Origin of the sequence: uncultured Shimia sp., assembly GCF_947498095.1 — a bacterium.
Classification (GTDB): Bacteria; Pseudomonadota; Alphaproteobacteria; order Rhodobacterales; family Rhodobacteraceae; genus Shimia.
On sequence record NZ_CANMJE010000003.1, the window covers coordinates 282089 to 299603 of the forward strand.

The window sequence follows — 17515 nt, forward strand, 5'->3', positions numbered from 1 at the left end:
ATCCAGTTTTGATCCGCGCTGGATCACGTCAAAAACTCTGTCTTGCTTGCCTCAATCCGTCAAGAAAAGACTGCAAACGCGTCCAGGTCCGGGATTTACACAGTTCTAGAAAACTCTGACGGCAGCGCCGTTTTGTACTGTTTTGTGTATGGTTCTTTGGCGTCGACGCACAATATTACGCGCCAACGCCAGAGAGCCTTATTCAGCGGCGCGGGCAGAGCCTTGGGGGATCACTTCATATCCCGGTTCTTCTGGCTCATCATCCAGCATTTCGGGTGGAAAACCGGGCGCGCGAATGTCGAGACCGGTGGCGTCCTCCAGACGTTTGATGATGTTGGGCGACAACTCGCGGTCGCCATAGCGTGCAATGCCATCGTCAAAGATGTCGACGATCAGCGGTGAAACCTCGAGCGGTACATTGTTGCGGTCTGCGACTTCCTGAAACAGGCCGACGTCCTTTTTGACGAGATCCATGGTGAAAGAAATGTCGCGCGAGCCGTTCAGGATGACCTGACTTTCGGTGACATGGCTGAACGAGTTGCCCGAAGAGATTTTGATCGCCTCGTAGGTGGTGTTGAGGTCCATGCCGGCGGCCTTGGCGGTGACCAGCGCCTCGGCATTGGCAACCAGATGCACGGTAGCAAGGTAATTGGTCACCACTTTCAGGATCGAGGCCGATCCCAACTCGCCGGTGTGGAGGATGCGCCGCCCCATTGTGGTGAGGAAGGGTAGAATGCGCTCGAACGTGGCGCGGTCACAACCTGCGAAGATCGCAATGTTGCCGGTGTCGGCCCGGTGGCATCCGCCAGAGACTGGACAGTCAACGGCAGCACCGCCGCGTTCCATGACCATAGCTCCCAGGCGTTTCACTTCGGCCTCATCCGTGGTGGACATCTCCATCCAGATTTTGCCGGTGGTCACTTCGGGCAGCATCTCTTGCATGACCGCGTCCGAAGCGGCAGGCGAGGGCAGGCAGGTGATAACCGCATCGCAGTCGCGCATCAGCTGGGCGGGGCCGTCCGCTTTCTTGGCGCCCTTGGCGACAAAAGCCTCGACCAGATCATCGTTCAGGTCGTGCACGGTGAGGTCAATGCCGTTGCGCAAAAGCGATCCGGACAGTTTGTGGCCGACATTGCCGAGGCCGATGAAACCAACTTTCATGTGATGTTCTCCTGATGGTGGCCTGCAAGGCCTCATGGATTGTTCTTCATAAGAAATAGAGAGGTGACACAATGAAAGTAAAACGAGTAATAATTGCGATAAGCACAAAGAAAATTTGGTGATACATGAGCAAGCTGCCCAATTTGATCTGGCTCCGGTCGTTTGAAAGCGCGGCCCGGCATTTGAGTTTCACCCAAGCGGCAGAAGAACTGGGCATCACGCAGACTGCGCTGAGCCTGCATGTGCGCTCTCTTGAGGCCTCGTTAGGGTGCAAACTGTTCACCCGCCAAGCCCGCAATCTGACATTGACCGAAGTTGGGCAGGCCTATGCGTTTTCGTTGCGCCGGTCGCTCGGTGACATTGCCCTCAGCACGACCAGCCTGTTTGGCGCGAAAGGCGCGCAGGTGTTGACGGTCAGGGTGCCGATTTCCACGGCCGCCTTGTGGCTGGCACCGCGCTTGCCGCAGTTTGCCGAGCGTCATCCGGGCATTTCCGTGCGGATTGTGTCCAACATCTGGGCGGAATCCATCGACCAACAGGAGGTAGATGTTGAAATTCGGTTGGGACGGGGCGGTTGGACGGGCGTGGCCTATAAGAAAATCTCAACTGAGTGCATTGTGCCAATTTCGCGTGACAGCAACGCGGGGCAAAACGGCGCTGACCTTTTGAGTGCGGCCCCCTTGGTGCAAATTCTTGGGTATGAGGACATGTCGCAACTATACCTGAGCGCGCATGATCTGGTGCCATCGTCGCGCGTGCCGACCTATACCGTGGACACGACCATTGCGGCGATCGACATCGTTGCCGCCGGAGGGGGATGTGCTGTGGTGTTGGAGCGGTTTGCCGACTACGTCATTTCCAGCGGGCGGCCTATTGCCAAGATCGGCGCTCCGATCCCGATTGCCCAAAGTCATTACTTGGTTGGCGTGTCGCCACCCGAGGTCAATGACACGGCCAAGCAACTGTTTGAGGCCTGGCTGGAAGAGATCTTTGAGGATTAGAAGAACCGCTCGTAGAGGGAAACCTCTTCCAGCAACCAATCGCGAAAGGCGCGTTCCGGCTCACTCAGGCGGTCTTCTGGGGACGAGACGAGGTAATAGTTGGCCTTGGCTGAGAGTTTTCGGGCGAAAGGCTGGATTAGATCGCCGCTGAGAAAGGTTTGCGGGGCATAATAGTTGTCCGAGATCGCAAACCCCAACCCATTGCGTGCGATGGCCAAGGCGTCATGAGTGGACCCCGCATAGATGTGTTGCCGTGCATCAATCTGTGGTGCCCCTGCAGCGGTGAACCACTTGGCCCACGCCTCGCCTTCGTCGCTGTGAATGAGCGTGCTGTTTCTGAGATCGCGGACATCGTGGGTGTGCCGCAACCCTTCGTAACCCGGAGCGCAGACGGGAAACATCTGGCATTCAATCAGCGGTACAACCTGGTGGCCAGGAAACTGCGCTTCTTCGAAAACGATGGCCATCTGAGTTTTCAGGTCAAGCGGTTGCATGCCGGGCAGCCAAAGCGTGCGGCGAAATTGCAGCGTCGGATGCGCCGTCAGAAAGTTTGGCAAGCGTTGCGCCAGCCAAAGCGCAATAAACGAAGAGGGCATGGCAACCGTCAGCGTGCCTTCGGTTTCCTGCGCGCCGATGTTTTGAACGGCCGAGGAAATGTCGCGCAGTGCGCCCTGCAATGGGGCCAAAAGGGCATGCGCCTTGGATGAAATCGCAATGCGGCGCCCGGTTCGATCAAACAGCTGTGTTCCCAGCGCCTCTTCGAGATTGCGGATTTGGTGGCTCACGGCGCTGCGCGTTACCCCCAGTTCCTGCGCCGCCGCGCTGAGGTTCTGATGCCGGGCGGCGACCTCAAAGGTTTCAAGCGCCTTGAGGGGGATCCATCGGTTGTTGATTTTCATAATGGCACTCTTGTCAAATTTTTCTCACCTAATTGATGGAAAAAATACCATTTTCAACAAAAAAATCATCGTTAAAGTGTCGATTGGTTGGAAAGATATATCACAAGCGGGATGGATCACATGAGCACACATTACTCAACGAACGCGCCCGATGGGCTGCCGGGCGCCGAATTGGTGTTGACCAATGGGCGCATTTACACGGTCGATCCTGAACGCCCCTGGGTCGAGGCGGTCGCCATTCGCCGTGGCCGTTTCATGGCGATTGGCAACCATGACGAGGTGGCCGCTCATATCGAGAGCTACACCAAGGTACACGATCTGAACGGCGCCTTTGCGATGCCGGGTCTTTATGACATGCACACCCATCCGGATTTGGCCTTGGGGCCGAAGTATTCGGATTATCTGGATGTGGGGCTGGAGACGCCAACCGCCCAAGAGGTTAAAGACGCCGTCCTGAACTACGCCGCGGCGCATCCCGGCGACGGTTGGATCTTCGGCAAGCATTTTGTGCACTACAACCTGCGCAAAGTGGGCATTGAGCCGGGGCGTGAGTGGCTGGACAGCTTCATCCCTGATCGGCCTGTGGCAATCATGGACCGCATGTGGGGCAGCTGCATGGCGAACTCAAAGGCGCTTGAGTTGGCAGGGGTCGACAAAAACACGCAAGATCCCAACAACGGCTATATCGTGCGCGACAATATCACTGGCGAACCGAACGGCATTCTGGTCGATGGCGCCTATGCCCTGATTATGGCTGCAATGCCGCCGCCTCCAACCGAGGCCTTGATGCGGGCCTATGAGGAAGGCGCCCGGTTCCAATCAAGCCGGGGCGTTGTGGCGACCAAATATGTGCATGTGTGTGAGCAGCGATTGGAAGCCTTGCGTCGGGTTGATTTGGCAGGGCGTCTGCCCCTGCGCGTTGAGGCCGCAATCAGCTGGCAAGATGACATTTTCCCGGTGCGTCGGCGTTGGGAGCTCTTGGCGGGCGAGCGGCACTACTATCGCTCGGCACGCATCAATGCCAACGCGGTGAAGTTCCATTTTGACGGCACCTCTGAGCCGCGCACATCTTTTCTGTTGTCGCCCTGGCCGAATGAAAAAGACTGGCGCGGGGCGTTGAACCTGACGCCAGAGCATATTGCCGACATGGTGACCGATATGGATCGCAAGCGTATCCGGGTGATTGCGCATTGTACGGGTGATGGGTCGTCGGACATCTTCTTGGACGCGGTCGCCGAATGTCGCCGCCGAAACGGTCCGGGTATGCGCCACCAATGTGCGCACACGACCCTCTTGGACGAGGCGAACCTCGCGCGGTTTGCCGAGCTTGACGTGATTGCCGAGTTCTCTCCGGTCAGCTGGTATCCTTCGAACTTTACATATGGCGCGCGCTCGACGCTCGGAGACCGCATGCCCGAGATTTTCAACGTGCGCGGCGTGATGGATGCAGGAGGCGTGACGGTGATGGGTACCGACTGGCCCGTCAGCAGCATTGATCCTTGGATCGGGTTTGAAACATTGGCCACCCGTCAGAACCCCTTTGGTGAGATGGAAGGTCAATTGGGCCAGCCTATCACTATGGAAGAAACCATTCGCATGCTGACGATCAACGGGGCTTGGGCGATGGGGATCGAGGGCAGCTCAGGTTCAATCTCGGTTGGTAAGACAGCGGATATGATCGTGCTGGATCAGAATATTCTGGACGGTGATCCGCATGGGCGCGTTCACAAGACCGAGGTAGAATTCACCATGATCGAAGGCGAGGTTGTGCATGATCCAAATGGCTGGATGGCTGGCAGTGACTTTGAGTCGACGCTGAAGACGCCCGTGCCGAACTTTCGCCCGGTGGAACTGTGATGCGGGTACCTGTCACAATCGTCGCGGGATTTCTGGGTGCCGGAAAAACCACGCTTATCAATCAGTTGCTGCAAGGTGACCATGGCTTGAATATCACCGTGCTGGTCAATGACTTTGGCGCTGTGAACATTGATGCCGAGTTAATCGCCAAGCGTCAGCGGGATGTGATGGAGCTGTCCAACGGGTGTGTGTGCTGCTCGATCCAAGGCGATCTGGTAGTGCAATTGGAAGAGCTGTTCAGGTCAGACGAGCCGCCCGAATACCTGTTGATCGAGGCCAGTGGTGTGTCACAACCCGGACGGATTGCGGCAGTGTTTGGCTATCCTCAATTGCGGGAACACGCCCGGCTGGATGCTGTGGTGACATTGGTGGATGCCGCCAACACTGCAGAGCTGGCCAGGAACAGTGCTGATTTGGTGCAAAGCCAGATTGAAGCGGCGGATATCATCGTGCTGACAAAGACTGATCTTGCGGGACAGTCTGAGGTGTCGAAGCTGCGAAAGGACTGGTTGTTACCAGACCAGCCAGTATTTGAGGCGATCGACGGGCGCGTCCCGGCTGAGGTATTGCTGGATGTCGGACGTGGCGACGAAACTCGCGATCTGTCCCATACCGCTAACCCGGGATTGTCCTTTGCGAGCGCGAGTTGGACGTCAAAGACGCCTGTGCCCTATGCCCAGTTCAAAACGGTTTTGAAATCCCTGCCTCTGTCCGTCTATCGCGCTAAGGGTGTGCTGTATTGCGCCGACTTTCCGATAGAGCGAATCGCCTTTCAAAAGGTCGGTGCGCGGGTTGCGTTTCAACGCCTTGGCGCATGGCCCGACGCACCGCGCACGCAGATTGTAGGGATTGGGGATGGCAGCGCCTTTGACGCCGAGCAGTTTTCGACCATGCTGGACGCCGGTTTGCTGTCAGCCCCTTCGCTGCCCGCCTGACACTGGAGGACGGCACGCTTGCTGGGGCGGATTTGGGCCTGACAACGGCCCTGCGCGTACTTGGCGAAACACTGGACGTCCCCCCCCCGCCACGCTGTTGCCCTATGCTACAACTATCCCCGCCAATCTGATCGGCTTTCGCGAGGATCGGACACTTCTGTCGCAGATGATCCGTGTTAAGGCGGAATTCTCAAGTGTGGCACCGATTGATCCCTGTTAAACCCGTCTGATCGACCTTGTAGGCCCACGCATCAGGGTTCAGACAGAGTGTATCAAAGAGGGGTTGCCAGCATATGGGTGATTTGTGGGACGGTTTGTCCCAAGCCTTTTTCCTGCTCGTGACGCTGGATGCCGATCTGGTTGAGATCACCCTGCGTTCGCTGAGGGTGACGCTGACGGCGCTTGTCATTGCGACGGTGATCGCGCTGCCGCTTGGGGCTTTACTGGCTGTGCGCCGGTTTCGCATGCGCCGCTTTGTGATTGCGGTGATGAATGCCCTGATGGGATTACCGCCTGTCGTTGTGGGCCTGATCGTTTACCTGATGCTCAGCCGATCCGGGCCCTTTGGGGTTTTTGGGCTGTTGTTCACGCCCACGGCCATGATCGTCGCGCAGGTGATCATCATCGTGCCGCTGATTGCCTCGATCGCGCATCAGGCGCTGCGCGAGTTGTGGTCGGACTATCATGACCTGCTGCTTTCATTGAACACGAATCATGTTCAACGCATGTCAGCGCTGTTGTGGGACGGGCGTCGGGCGCTTTTAACGGCATCCCTTGCCGGATTTGGCCGTGCGATTGGCGAGGTTGGCGCGATCATGGTGGTCGGCGGCAACATCGACCATCACACACGTGTCCTAACGACAGCGATTGCACTGGAAACCGGCAAAGGTGATTTCGCCTTGGCACTGGCGCTTGGGTTTGTGCTGATCGGATTGGCCATCGCAGTCAATCTGGCAATCCACTGGTTGACCCAAACCGAGCGGGAGGGACGCTGGTGAGTGCACTGTTTCCTCTGATCGTCGAAGCTGCGGTGACACGACGCCATGGCAAAGTTTTGGTGGGTCCGGTTGATCTGACACTGGACGCCGGGGGCGCGACGATCGTCATTGGGCCAAACGGGGCGGGCAAGACATCCCTGTTGCGGATGTTGCACGGCATTGCGCGGTTGCACTCCGGTCGGATTGAGTGGGCCTGTGATCAGGACACAGCCCGGGCGCGTCAAGCCTTTGTGTTTCAGACCCCTGTCATGTTGCGACGGACGGTTCAGGACAATCTGGCCTATCCGTTGCGGCTGATTGGAATGCGACGCACCGAGTCCCGCGCCAAAGCTGCTGAGATGGCGGCCCGCATTGGTCTGGAAGAGGCGCTGGGCCGCCCGGCGACTGTGCTGTCCGGAGGTGAGCGCCAAAAGCTCGCACTGGGTCGCGCTTTGATCCGGTCACCCGATTTGCTGTTTTTGGATGAGCCTTGCGCATCGCTGGATGGGCGCGCCATGCGGGAAGTCGAAGACATTCTGACCACTGCCGTTCGCGATGGCACCCGGCTGATTATGTCGACCCACAACATGGGGCAGGCCAAAAGGCTTGCCAGCGACGTGGTGTTTCTGCTGGGCGGAAAAATCCATGAACAGGGCGACGCCAAAAGTTTTTTTGAGACCCCAAGCACTGCGCAAGCCCGCGCGTTTTTGAAAGGAGACATCGTCGAATGAAATCCCTGTTAGGTATGTTGAGCATCGTTGTTGCTATGATGTCGCCGGCCGCGGCAGAGCAGATGAAACTGGCGGTGACAACCTCGTTTCACAATTCCGGCCTGTCCGACGTTCTTTTGCCGGAAATTCAAAAAGACTTGGGGCTTGAGGTGCAGCTGCTGGTTGTTGGTACCGGACAGGCTTTGAGGCTTGGTGAGGCTGGCGACGTCGACGCCATTCTGGTGCACTCGCGCATGGCCGAAGAGGCGTTCATTGCGGCTGGGTTTGGCACCCATCGGCGCGAGATCATGTACAACGACTTTGTGGTCATCGGGCCGAAATCGGACGCGGCCGCCGTGGGGATCGCCCAGAACGCCAGCGATGCACTGCAAAAGATTGCAGGCGCCAAGGCCCCCTTTGTCAGCCGTGGAGATGACAGCGGCACCCATAAGAAGGAACTGAGCCTTTGGGCCAAGGCCGGGCTGGACGTCGATGGTTTTGGGGATTGGTACCGTGCGGTCGGCGCAGGGATGGGGGCAGCACTGAACACAGCTTCGGGCATGAACGCCTACATCATGAGTGACCGCGCCAGTTGGCTGAACTTTGGCAACAAGGGCGATCTGGCGTTGCTGTTCGCAGGCGATCCGGTTTTGTTCAACCAATATGCCTATATCCCGGTGAACCCGGCGCGGCATGATCACGTCAGAAACGATCTGGCGCTTCAGCTTGAGGCGTGGCTGGTTTCGGACGCTGCACAGGCCCTGATTGACGGGTATCAGATCAACGGTGAGACGCTGTTTGTGTTTAACGCGGTGCCGTAAGCACGCGCGCCTGCCTATCCGTCGTTTGGACGCACCCGGGCAGCGGTCCTGTTTGCAAAGGCTTCCAGCCGGGCGCGCGCGTCAGGCTGGGTGTTGACGATGCCGCCGACAAAAGCCTCGGCATAGGCCGCATCCATGCCGGACATGTTGTTCATATGGCTGACCGCCGAGCAGATCGCAAAGTTGGTCAGCGGCAGGTTCTGCGCCACTTTTGAGGCAAGCTCCATCGCCTTGTCCATGCTGGAGCCTTCGACCAAGTACTGCGCCAGTCCCAGGTCAACAGCCTCTTGTCCCTGATAGACGCGGCCCGTCAGAACCATGTCGATCATGCGATATTTGCCGATCATGTCGCTGACGCGAATGGTGGCGCCACCACCGGTAAAGATGCCGCGTTGGCCCTCGGGCAGGGCGAAATAGGTGGTGTCATCCATCACGCGTACGTGGGCGGCGCTGGCCAATTCCAAGCCACCTCCGACGACGGCCCCCTTAAGCGCGGCGATGATCGGCACCCCGCCGTATTCCATCTTGTTAAAGGCCTCGTGCCAGCGCAGGCAGACATGCATGAAATCGTCGGCGCTGCGGTCAGCTTTCCAGTGTTCAACCAGGTCAAGACCTGCACAGAAGTGGTCGCCTGCGCCAGCCAGCACCACGGCCTTGACCCCGGCAATCCGTGCGCCGCTGAAAAAGCGGATCAGCTCTTCGATGGTGACCACGTCCAGCGCATTGCGCTTTTCCGGGCGGTTCAGAGACAGAACGTAAAGGCCGTTATCATGCGCGGTGAGCGCGAGGCGTTCATAGGTGTCAGGGTTCACAACATCGTTCATGGTCGGGTCCTTTTGGCAGGCGCTTTTTTGGGGGTGGCACTTCTTCTGTGCGCCACTCTTTCAGGATGTCGGACCAATGAACAGCGCGACGGGGCGTCGTTTGGACGAAACGGACGTGGACATGAGGGCGTTCGGCTGGGGGCGTAAAATGGCCCGTTGGCCACTCGGGTCTGATGCAGCCCACATGCCTGCGGCCTGCATCCTTTTCGTGACGAAGCGGTGTCTTCTACCGCTTGTCAGTGCGACATGAACACGGGCACAGGAGAGTCCTTCATGATGTCGGTCGTCACGCCACCAAAGAAGTCATGGCTGAACTTGCTGTGCTCATAGGCGCCCATCACGATGAGCTCGGCGCCAACTTCATCCATGGTGTTCAAAACGGTTTGGCCAACCGATTTCTTGCGCGGACGCTCGGCGAATTCGGCGTTGATCCCGTGACGCTCGAGGTTCAGCAAGACACGGTCGATGCCCTCGGGCGCTTTTGAGCCAACGCTGAGGAGCGTAACCTTGGCCTTGTTCTCAAGGATCGGCATGGCATCGCCCAAGGCCCTAGCAGCTGCGCGTTTTCCATCCCAGGCCACGATGGCGTGTTTTGCCAGTCCTTCGCTTTTGTAAGCATTTGGGACAATCAGAACCGGGCGGCCACTTTGCAGGGCCAAGGTGTCAGGGTTGGCTGCTAGGTGTACATCGCCGGCATCCGAGGTCTGCACACCCGTCACCACCAGATCAAAGCTGCGGGCAAATTCGCTGAGCATCAGATTGCTGTCTTCTTCAAGCTCCACAAAGTCTGAGCGATCACGGTAGCCTGCGCGTTCGGCTTCGAGGTAAAAGCGTTTCCCCATGTTTTCCACGCGTTCCTGATCTGCGGCACGGATCTGTTCAATCACGTCACGGGGCAACTGTCCGCCAAAACGGGTCTGAATTGTGGGCGCGCTGTGGGGCACAACACCGGTCAACCAACCATCGTGATATTTGGCGATCTTGATTGCATAGCGCAAACCACTCAGGCGCGCTTCTTCACCGCTATAGGCGCATAGAATGTTGCGAGTCGTCATATCTGTCTCCAATAGGTTAATTTGTTTACTTGTTTCGACATTAAGTGAATGCGTTACCGTTCGTAATTGATCTTAAGCAAGTTGGTAACATTTGATGTGGCGTTACGATGAAACAAAAAAACAGAGCGTTGTTTCCAGCGCTCTGTTCAAAAAGTGTCAGTGGGTGAGCTGTTTAACTCGCGAATGATCGTTCGATTTTATCAAGAGTTTCCATCGCACCCAGAACATCGGCGACGGCACCATTGGGCTGGCGACCTTCTTGAATGGCCGAGATGAACTCTCGATCAATCAGTTCGATGCCGTTGTTGGACACGGCGACATCTGACAGGTCGATCTGGTTCTCATAGCCGTCATAAAGATCGTCATAGCGCGCGATATAGGTGCCTTCATCGCAAATGTAGCGGAAGAAAGTCCCCAGCGGGCCGTCGTTATTAAAGCTCAGAGACAAGGTGCAAATCGCGCCCGAAGGCACTTTCATCCCGATCGTCATATCCATTGCGATGCCAAGGTCAGGGTGATGTGGTCCTTGCAGGCCGAATGCCTCAGAGCAAGTCTGGCCGGTCTGATACTGGAACAGGTCCACCGTGTGACAGGCGTGGTGCCACAAAAGGTGGTCCGTCCACGAGCGCGGCTCGCCCTTGGCGTTCATGTTGGAGCGGCGGAAGAAATAGGTCTGTACGTCCATTTGCTGAATGTTCAGCTCTCCGGCTTCGATCTTGTTGTGAATCCACTGGTGACTGGGATTGAAACGGCGAACCTGACCGGCCATGGCGACCAGACCGGTTTCCTGTTGCACGCGTACAATTTCCTGGCTGTCGGCCAACGTGTCAGCCATCGGAATTTCCACCAGCACATGTTTGCCAGCCTTCATGCAGGCAATCGCCTGTTCGGCATGCAACTGGGTTGGGGTCGACAGGATCACCGCGTCCACATCGTCGCGAGCGAGGCAGTCTTCAAGCGTTGTGGCCGCGTGTGGCACTCCACGTTCAGCGGCAAACGCGTCGATCTTGGCCTTGGTGGGGCCCATGACCGAGGTGACGGTAACGCCATCGATCTGGGCGAGGGCGTCCATGTGTTTCATGCCAAAGGCGCCATAAGCACCGGCTACGCAAATCCGCATGGTATTGTCCTTTGTTAGTCGTGATTTTCCAAAATGAGATGCCCAACGGCGGTGTTTGAGGCCGGGACATGATAGTGGCGGTGAACCTCGGTCACTTTTTCATCCAGCGCGCCGCGCATCACCAGCCACATGACCATTTCAATGCCTTCTGATCCGGTCTCGCGCAGGTATTCAAGATGCGTAATCTGGCTGGCCTTGACCGGGTTTTGCGACACGTCGTCGAGAAATTGTTTGTCCCATTCTGCGTTGATAAGCCCGGCGCGTTCAGCCTGAAGCTGGTGGCTCATGCCGCCGGTGCCAAAGACCATGACGTTCAGGTCTTCGGGATAACTGTCGATGGCGCGGCGAATGGCTTTGCCAAGCTGATAGCAGCGGTTGCCGGTGGGGGCTGGGTATTGCACCACATTCACGGCCAACGGGATCACCAGACAGGGCCATTCGGCGTCCTTGTCGACCTCACCGAACATAACCGACATCGGCACGGTCAGGCCGTGGTCTACGTCCATCTCGTTCATGATGGTGAGATCGAATTCATCGAGGATCACCGACTGGGCGATGTGGCTGGCGAGCTTCTGGTGGCCTTTGACGACCGGCACGGGGCGTGGGCCCCAGCCTTCGTCGGCGGGGGTGAATTCGGCCGCACAGCCAAGCGCAAAGGTGGGGATGCAAGAGGCATCGAACGCGGTGCAGTGGTCGTTGTAGACCAGAAAGATCACGTCGGGTTTGTTGTCTTTCATCCATTGGCGGCTGAATTCAAATCCTTTGAACACCGGCTGCCAATAGGGCTGTTCGGTGATCCCGGTGTCCATCGCCACGCCAATGGCGGGCACGTGAGAGACGGCGACGCCTGCGGTTACCTTGGCCATCACTTATCCTCCCATTCGGATTTAGAACGGTTGCCCTCAATCGAGCGCCCGCCATTGAGCATCATGTCACGGTATTCCTCGCGGCTGACACCAGTCATCATCGCTGCGAGGTTTTGAAAGTTGATCCCGTCAAAAGCGGCCAGCTTGGACGTGTAATAAATGTTGCCGCCCAGCTCCAACAGCCGGTTCCATGCGCGGTCGCGCACGGCTTGCTTTTGCTCTTCGGTCATGGCGAATTTCGCCATATGCTCCTCAGGATCGTCCTTCATCTCTTGACGCGCCTCTGCGGTGCGCAAGGAAATGCAAAACTGGTTCAGCCAATACCCCTGACGTGAACGATCGGCATCAAACACGATCGTTCCGGGTATGTCGTCATAGTCTTTATCGGTCATGTCTTGTCCTTCAGGGCAGTCACGAAATGATCGGCCAGTACTCCGAGCTGTCATGTGGCATTTGGGAAAACAGTGTTCGGCGCAATCAGGTATTTTTACAAGCTAACGGCCATACGCCGGGATGGGAAATTGAATGCGGGGGGCAGATATAAGTTTTACGTATAAGGTGTGGTCGCCGCCGCACGCACAAGGTCCAGAAAACGGGCCTGCGTCGGCGTTGGCATCCAGCCGTCTCGCGTGGTGACCCCGATGCCTCTGAGGCTTGAGGGCAGGGCAATATCCAGCGGCACCATAAGGCCCTCTGCGCGTTCAATTGCGATCTGATGGCGTGACATGATGGTCACGTAATCTCCGCGTGCCAGAAGACCGCGTATCAACACCAGCGAGCTTGAAACGACCCGCACAGGCGTGTTGTCTAGACCACCAATTCCAAGCCTGCGATAGAGATAAGACCCGGACGGCGTGGTCCTGGGCGGGGCGATCCATGGGAATTGCATCGCGTCTTTCAGAGTGAGGTTGTTGCGTCCAGCCAAAGGATGCTGTGGCCCGGCCACAATAGCCAGTGGGTCATCAAACAGGGTTTCCTGCAGGACGTCGTCGCTGGGCGCAGGGTCACGCATGGCGCCGATCAGAAAATCGAGATCACCGTAACGAAGACTGCGCAGCAATTCGTCATAGGGGCCCTCGACCGTACGTATTTGAACGCCTGCATTCTCTTTCATGAGATCGTGAATGGACTGTGGCAGTATGGATGTGCGCGACAGGGGCATTGAGCCAACCGTAATGCGCGTGCTGTCCTGTCCGCGCGACAGGGTGATCTCATCATAGCCTTGCTGCAACTCTGCGGCGGCGATCTTGACGCTGCGGGCAAAGTCCTCGGCGGCCTGTGTCAGATCAACGCCCTTGCGGGACATGGTGTAAAAGGTCACGCCGGCCAGCTTTTCCAGATCGCGGGCTGCTCGATGAACCGAGGGCTGGGCAATTCCAACTTTTCGAGCGGCGAGGCTGAAGCTGCCGGTTTCCCAGATCGCGATCAGGGCGCGAAGCTGGCTGGCCGAGATTTTGTGCAAAAATGAGGTGTCTGCACCGCGTGACTTTGCCTTGGCCGACTGCGTGGCCTGGCGTGAGCCACTCTCCAGATGGTCAAACATGCGCTGGACTCGGGTTAAAAAAACCTGTCCTGCCGATGTCGCGAACATGCCTTCGGCACGGCGGTCAAACAGGCTAAGTTCAAGGCGGCTTTCAAGGCCGCCAATAGCCTGGGTCACCGCTGGCTGGCTTAGATGCACATGGGCAGCCGCGGCACTCACGCTTTGGCGCTCTGCGACTTCCTTGAATGCCCTTAGATGGCGAAGATTCGGAAATTCCACTGTCATTTCATAGGCTCAGGCACGAATTTGAAGTTCCTTGAGAGCATACCTATAGCAATATTTTATATCCTTTCACACCCTTTGAAATGGCAGACTCAGGGCGACTGCACCTACACCTGATGCCGATCCCTCGTGTGCATCCAGATCAAACAGATGGAGTTTCAGAATGTCCGCCAAGAAAACTGCCCTCGTCATCAGCGCCCATGCGGCTGACTTTGTCTGGCGCGCAGGAGGGGCCATCGCCCTGCATCAAGAGCAGGGGTATGACGTCACGGTGGCTTGTCTATCTTTTGGGGAACGTGGCGAAAGCGCCAAGCTCTGGAAGCAAGAGGGCATGACGCTGGAACGTGTAAAAGAGGCCCGCAAAGACGAGGCCCAGAATGCCGCTGTGGCCTTGGGTGTCAGTGATGTGCGGTTCCTTGATCTGGGCGACTATCCCCTCCGACTGGACCGCGATGCACAGGACCAGATGGTCGACATCATCCGCGAAGTTCAGCCCAAGTGGATGATGTCGCACTCGCGCTGGGATCCCTATAACACGGACCATATGAACACGACCCAGTTCGCGTTGGAATGTCGGATGATCGCACAGGCCTGGGGCCACAATCCGGGGCAAAAGGTGCTGGGTGCACCGCAGCTATACCTGTTTGAGCCGCACCAGACCGAGCAGATGGGCTGGAAGCCCAATGTCTTTCTCGACATCACGTCGGTTTGGGACAAAAAGCGGGCCGCGATCGAATGCATGCAAGGGCAAGAGCATCTGTGGAATTTCTACACCAACGTCGCTGAGAACCGGGGCAACCATTTACGCCGCAACTCGGGTGGTATGGCTGGTGGTCGCAAGGCTGAGTACGCCGAAGGATTCGAGATGATCTTTCCCCAGACCGTGGATGAGTTGGTATGAGTTACGCAGTTGGCACAACAGGCGTTGTCGTTCAGAACATTGCGCGCGCCGAACAGTCCGTGATCGATGGGCTGGCAGAATGTGGCGTCGCGACGGTGCACGAAGCGCAGGGCCGCAAAGGTCTGTTGGCCGATTACCTGCGCCCGATCTATCCCGGTGCGCGGGTTGCGGCGAGTGCTGTGACGATCCTTGCGCCTCCGTGTGACAACTGGATGCTGCATGTGGCGATTGAGCAGCTGCAGGCTGGTGATATTCTGGTGCTGGGCACGACCACGCCATCGAATGCCGGCTATTTTGGCGATCTTCTGGCGACCTCGGCAAAGGCGCGGGGATGCAAGGGGCTGATCATTGACGCAGGTGTGCGGGACGTGCGCGACCTGCAACAGATGGATTTTCCGGTTTGGTCCAAGGCTGTCCATGCCCAAGGCACCATCAAGGAAACGCTGGGCAGTGTGAACATTCCTGTGGTCTGCGCCGAAGAGCTGATCAATCCGGGCGACATCATTGTTGCAGACGATGACGGGGTCTGTGTGGTGCGCCGCGAAGAGGCGGCGGAGGTTCTGGAAAAGGCTCGCGCCCGCGAAGCCAATGAAACCGCGAAACGCGCACGGTTCGAAGCCGGGGAGCTGGGACTGGACATCTACGACATGCGCGGACGTCTGGCCGAAAAGGGTTTGAAGTATGTCTAACGGCATTCGGGCCATGTGGATTCGGGGAGGCACGTCGAAAGGCGGCTATTTCCTTGCATCTGATTTGCCCGACGACCGGGACGCAGCGCTTCTGAGCATCATGGGAAGCCCTGACATCCGTCAAATTGATGGGATGGGGGGGGCTGATCCGCTGACCTCAAAAGTGGCGGTGGTGCAAAAGTCGGAGCGTGAGGGCGTCGATGTGGACTACCTGTTCCTACAGGTGTTTGTGGATCAGCCGATCGTGACGGATGCGCAGAATTGCGGAAATATTCTGGCAGGCGTTGGCCCTTTTGCGATTGAGCGGGGATTGGTGGTGGCGCGGGATGAGGAGACCCCCGTCACGATTTACATGGAGAACACCGGTCAGATTGCGACCGCTATTGTGCAAACGCCCGGTGGGCACGTGACGTATCAGGGCGATGCGCAGATTGACGGAGCCCCCGGCACATCAGCGCCGATCCCGATCGCGTTCAAGGACACGGCGGGCAGTTCCTGCGGGGCGCTTTTACCGACGGGCAACGTTGTTGATGTGATAAACGGCGTTGAAGTGACCATGATCGACAACGGTATGCCTTGTGTGGTGATGCGGGCCGAGGACATGGGGATTTTTGGTGATGAAACGCCGGAGGACCTCGAAGAGAACGCCGATTTACGGGCCAAACTTGAGGTGATCCGCCTGACCTGTGGTCCGATGATGAACCTTGGTGATGTGACCAAAAAGTCGGTGCCAAAGATGACAATGGTGTCGGCGTCAAGAAAAGGCGGTGCCATCGCAACCCGCACGTTTATCCCGCATCGCTGCCACAAGACCATTGGCGTTCTGGGGGCGGTCAGCGTGGCCACCGCCTGTTTGCTCAAAGGTTCGGTTGCTTACGATCTGGCTGACAAGGGCGCTGGCGCCAAACGGGATCTGAAGATTGAACACCCAACGGGCGAGATGACGGTTGTGGCAAAGCTAGAGGGCAAGAGTGTTGCCTCGGCGGCGATCCTGCGGACCGCGCGCAAATTGATGGACGGAGAGGTGTTTCCATGAGCAACGACGCACAGATGATGGACGCTGATTGGCTGGAATTTCATCCCGATCCTAAGAGGCCCGACTTTGTGTTGCCTGAAGGGGCGGTGGATGCGCATTGCCATGTGTTCGGCCCAAGCTCCGAGTTTCCCTTTGCGTCCGAGCGCAAGTACACGCCCTGCAATGCGGGCAAAGAGAAGCTGTTTGAACTGCGTGATTTTCTAGGGTTCTCTCGCAATGTGATTGTGCAGGCGACCTGCCATGGCAAAGACAACCGCGCGATGGTAGATGCCTGCCGGACTGCCGGTGATCTGGCGCGGGGCGTGGCCTCGGTCGGAGCTGACATCACGCGGGACGAATTGGCCGAGATGCATGAAGCGGGCGTGCGCGGTGTGCGGTTCAACTTTGTCAAACGGCTGGTGGATGCAACGCCGAAAGAGGTCTTTGTCGGCATTGCGGATAAGATTCAGGAGTTTGGTTGGTCTATCGTTGTTTACTTTGAAGCGGCCGATCTTGAAGAACTAGAACCTTTTCTGAAGAATTTGCCCGGTATCATCGTGGTTGATCACATGGGGCGCCCGGATGTCACGAAGGGCGTCGATCACGCGGATTTTGCCCGGTTCATCAAGTTGATGGACGACAATGAGAACATCTGGACGAAGGTGACCTGCCCTGAGCGGTTGACCGTAGCCGGGGCGCCCTATGATGATGTGATCCCTTTCTATCAGACCATTGTCGACCGGTTTGAAGATCGGGTGCTCTGGGGCACGGACTGGCCACATCCCAATATGAAATCGCACATGCCCGATGATGGGGCCTTGGTCGATTACATCCCAAAAATCGCGCGAACGCCTGAGCAGCAACGCAAGTTGCTCGTGGACAACCCAATGCGTTTGTACTGGACGTAACAGAGGAGAGA

18 protein-coding genes are annotated in these 17515 nt (G+C 57.5%); 10 read left to right on the top strand and 8 right to left on the bottom strand.

Annotated features, from left to right (window positions below; genetic code table 11):
- Positions 1-198 precede the first annotated feature (198 nt).
- Complete coding sequence (locus tag Q0932_RS07605) at positions 199-1161, bottom strand: NAD(P)-dependent oxidoreductase (RefSeq protein ID WP_299351041.1); 963 nt, start codon at positions 1159-1161, stop codon at positions 199-201.
- Between the two features lie 125 nt (positions 1162-1286).
- Here Q0932_RS07605 and Q0932_RS07610 point away from each other — a divergent pair, with 125 nt between their 5' ends.
- Entirely contained in the window at positions 1287-2162 is an 876-nt protein-coding gene (locus Q0932_RS07610; protein ID WP_299351043.1) for a LysR family transcriptional regulator, read from the top strand.
- Here the strand turns inward: Q0932_RS07610 and Q0932_RS07615 are convergent.
- Positions 2159-3061, bottom strand: coding sequence for a LysR substrate-binding domain-containing protein (locus tag Q0932_RS07615; protein ID WP_299351045.1), 903 nt, complete (start codon positions 3059-3061; stop codon positions 2159-2161). The two genes, Q0932_RS07610 and Q0932_RS07615, sit on opposite strands and share 4 nt — an antisense overlap.
- 120 nt (positions 3062-3181) lie before the next feature.
- On the opposite strand from Q0932_RS07615, the gene Q0932_RS07620 reads away from it, so the two are divergent.
- The 5 genes from Q0932_RS07620 to Q0932_RS07640 all read left to right on the top strand — a co-directional run bounded on the left by Q0932_RS07620 (position 3182) and on the right by Q0932_RS07640 (position 8361).
- On the top strand, positions 3182-4918 hold the full coding sequence (locus Q0932_RS07620) for an amidohydrolase (RefSeq protein WP_299351048.1): 1737 nt from the start codon (positions 3182-3184) through the stop codon (positions 4916-4918).
- Positions 4918-5853 carry a GTP-binding protein gene (locus Q0932_RS07625; protein WP_299351049.1) on the top strand — a complete coding sequence of 312 codons (936 nt, stop codon included), beginning with the start codon at positions 4918-4920 and terminating at the stop codon, positions 5851-5853. Before Q0932_RS07620 ends, Q0932_RS07625 begins: the two co-directional genes overlap by 1 nt.
- 293 nt (positions 5854-6146) lie before the next feature.
- Positions 6147-6851 (top strand): ABC transporter permease, encoded by a 705-nt coding sequence (locus Q0932_RS07630; RefSeq protein ID WP_299351050.1) that lies wholly within the window; start codon positions 6147-6149, stop codon positions 6849-6851.
- Positions 6848-7561: an ATP-binding cassette domain-containing protein gene (locus Q0932_RS07635; protein WP_299351051.1), complete on the top strand. Its 714-nt coding sequence runs from the start codon at positions 6848-6850 to the stop codon at positions 7559-7561. The genes Q0932_RS07630 and Q0932_RS07635 overlap by 4 nt, the downstream gene beginning before the upstream one ends.
- The gene (locus tag Q0932_RS07640; RefSeq protein ID WP_299351053.1) at positions 7558-8361 is read left to right on the top strand and encodes a substrate-binding domain-containing protein; all 804 of its coding nucleotides are present in this window, start codon (positions 7558-7560) and stop codon (positions 8359-8361) included. Before Q0932_RS07635 ends, Q0932_RS07640 begins: the two co-directional genes overlap by 4 nt.
- A gap of 14 nt (positions 8362-8375) precedes the next feature.
- Here the strand turns inward: Q0932_RS07640 and dmdD are convergent, their stop codons facing one another.
- The 6 genes from dmdD to Q0932_RS07670 all read right to left on the bottom strand — a co-directional run bounded on the left by dmdD (position 8376) and on the right by Q0932_RS07670 (position 13994).
- Positions 8376-9185, bottom strand: coding sequence for a methylthioacryloyl-CoA hydratase (dmdD, locus tag Q0932_RS07645; RefSeq protein ID WP_299351055.1), 810 nt, complete (start codon positions 9183-9185; stop codon positions 8376-8378).
- 236 nt (positions 9186-9421) lie between these two features.
- Positions 9422-10240, bottom strand: coding sequence for a universal stress protein (locus Q0932_RS07650; RefSeq protein ID WP_299351056.1), 819 nt, complete (start codon positions 10238-10240; stop codon positions 9422-9424).
- 172 nt (positions 10241-10412) lie between these two features.
- Positions 10413-11360 carry a Gfo/Idh/MocA family oxidoreductase gene (locus tag Q0932_RS07655; protein WP_299351057.1) on the bottom strand — a complete coding sequence of 316 codons (948 nt, stop codon included), beginning with the start codon at positions 11358-11360 and terminating at the stop codon, positions 10413-10415.
- Positions 11361-11374: 14 nt separating this feature from the next.
- On the bottom strand, positions 11375-12226 hold the full coding sequence (locus Q0932_RS07660) for a class III extradiol dioxygenase subunit beta (protein ID WP_299351059.1): 852 nt from the start codon (positions 12224-12226) through the stop codon (positions 11375-11377).
- On the bottom strand, positions 12226-12618 hold the full coding sequence (ligA, locus tag Q0932_RS07665; RefSeq protein ID WP_299351061.1) for a protocatechuate 4,5-dioxygenase subunit alpha: 393 nt from the start codon (positions 12616-12618) through the stop codon (positions 12226-12228). The genes Q0932_RS07660 and ligA overlap by 1 nt, the downstream gene beginning before the upstream one ends.
- A 155-nt stretch (positions 12619-12773) precedes the next feature.
- Entirely contained in the window at positions 12774-13994 is a 1221-nt protein-coding gene (locus Q0932_RS07670; protein WP_299351062.1) for a LysR family transcriptional regulator, read from the bottom strand.
- Between the two features lie 160 nt (positions 13995-14154).
- Here Q0932_RS07670 and Q0932_RS07675 point away from each other — a divergent pair, with 160 nt between their 5' ends.
- From Q0932_RS07675 to Q0932_RS07690, 4 genes are read left to right on the top strand one after another with little or no spacing between them, the layout of a single operon-like run.
- Positions 14155-14892: a PIG-L deacetylase family protein gene (locus Q0932_RS07675; protein WP_299351063.1), complete on the top strand. Its 738-nt coding sequence runs from the start codon at positions 14155-14157 to the stop codon at positions 14890-14892.
- Positions 14889-15581, top strand: a complete 693-nt coding sequence (gene ligK, locus Q0932_RS07680) for a 4-carboxy-4-hydroxy-2-oxoadipate aldolase/oxaloacetate decarboxylase (protein ID WP_299351066.1) — start codon at positions 14889-14891, stop codon at positions 15579-15581. Before Q0932_RS07675 ends, ligK begins: the two co-directional genes overlap by 4 nt.
- Entirely contained in the window at positions 15574-16617 is a 1044-nt protein-coding gene (locus Q0932_RS07685) for a 4-oxalomesaconate tautomerase (protein ID WP_299351068.1), read from the top strand. The genes ligK and Q0932_RS07685 overlap by 8 nt, the downstream gene beginning before the upstream one ends.
- The gene (locus Q0932_RS07690; RefSeq protein WP_299351070.1) at positions 16614-17504 is read left to right on the top strand and encodes an amidohydrolase family protein; all 891 of its coding nucleotides are present in this window, start codon (positions 16614-16616) and stop codon (positions 17502-17504) included. Before Q0932_RS07685 ends, Q0932_RS07690 begins: the two co-directional genes overlap by 4 nt.
- Positions 17505-17515: the final 11 nt, after the last annotated feature.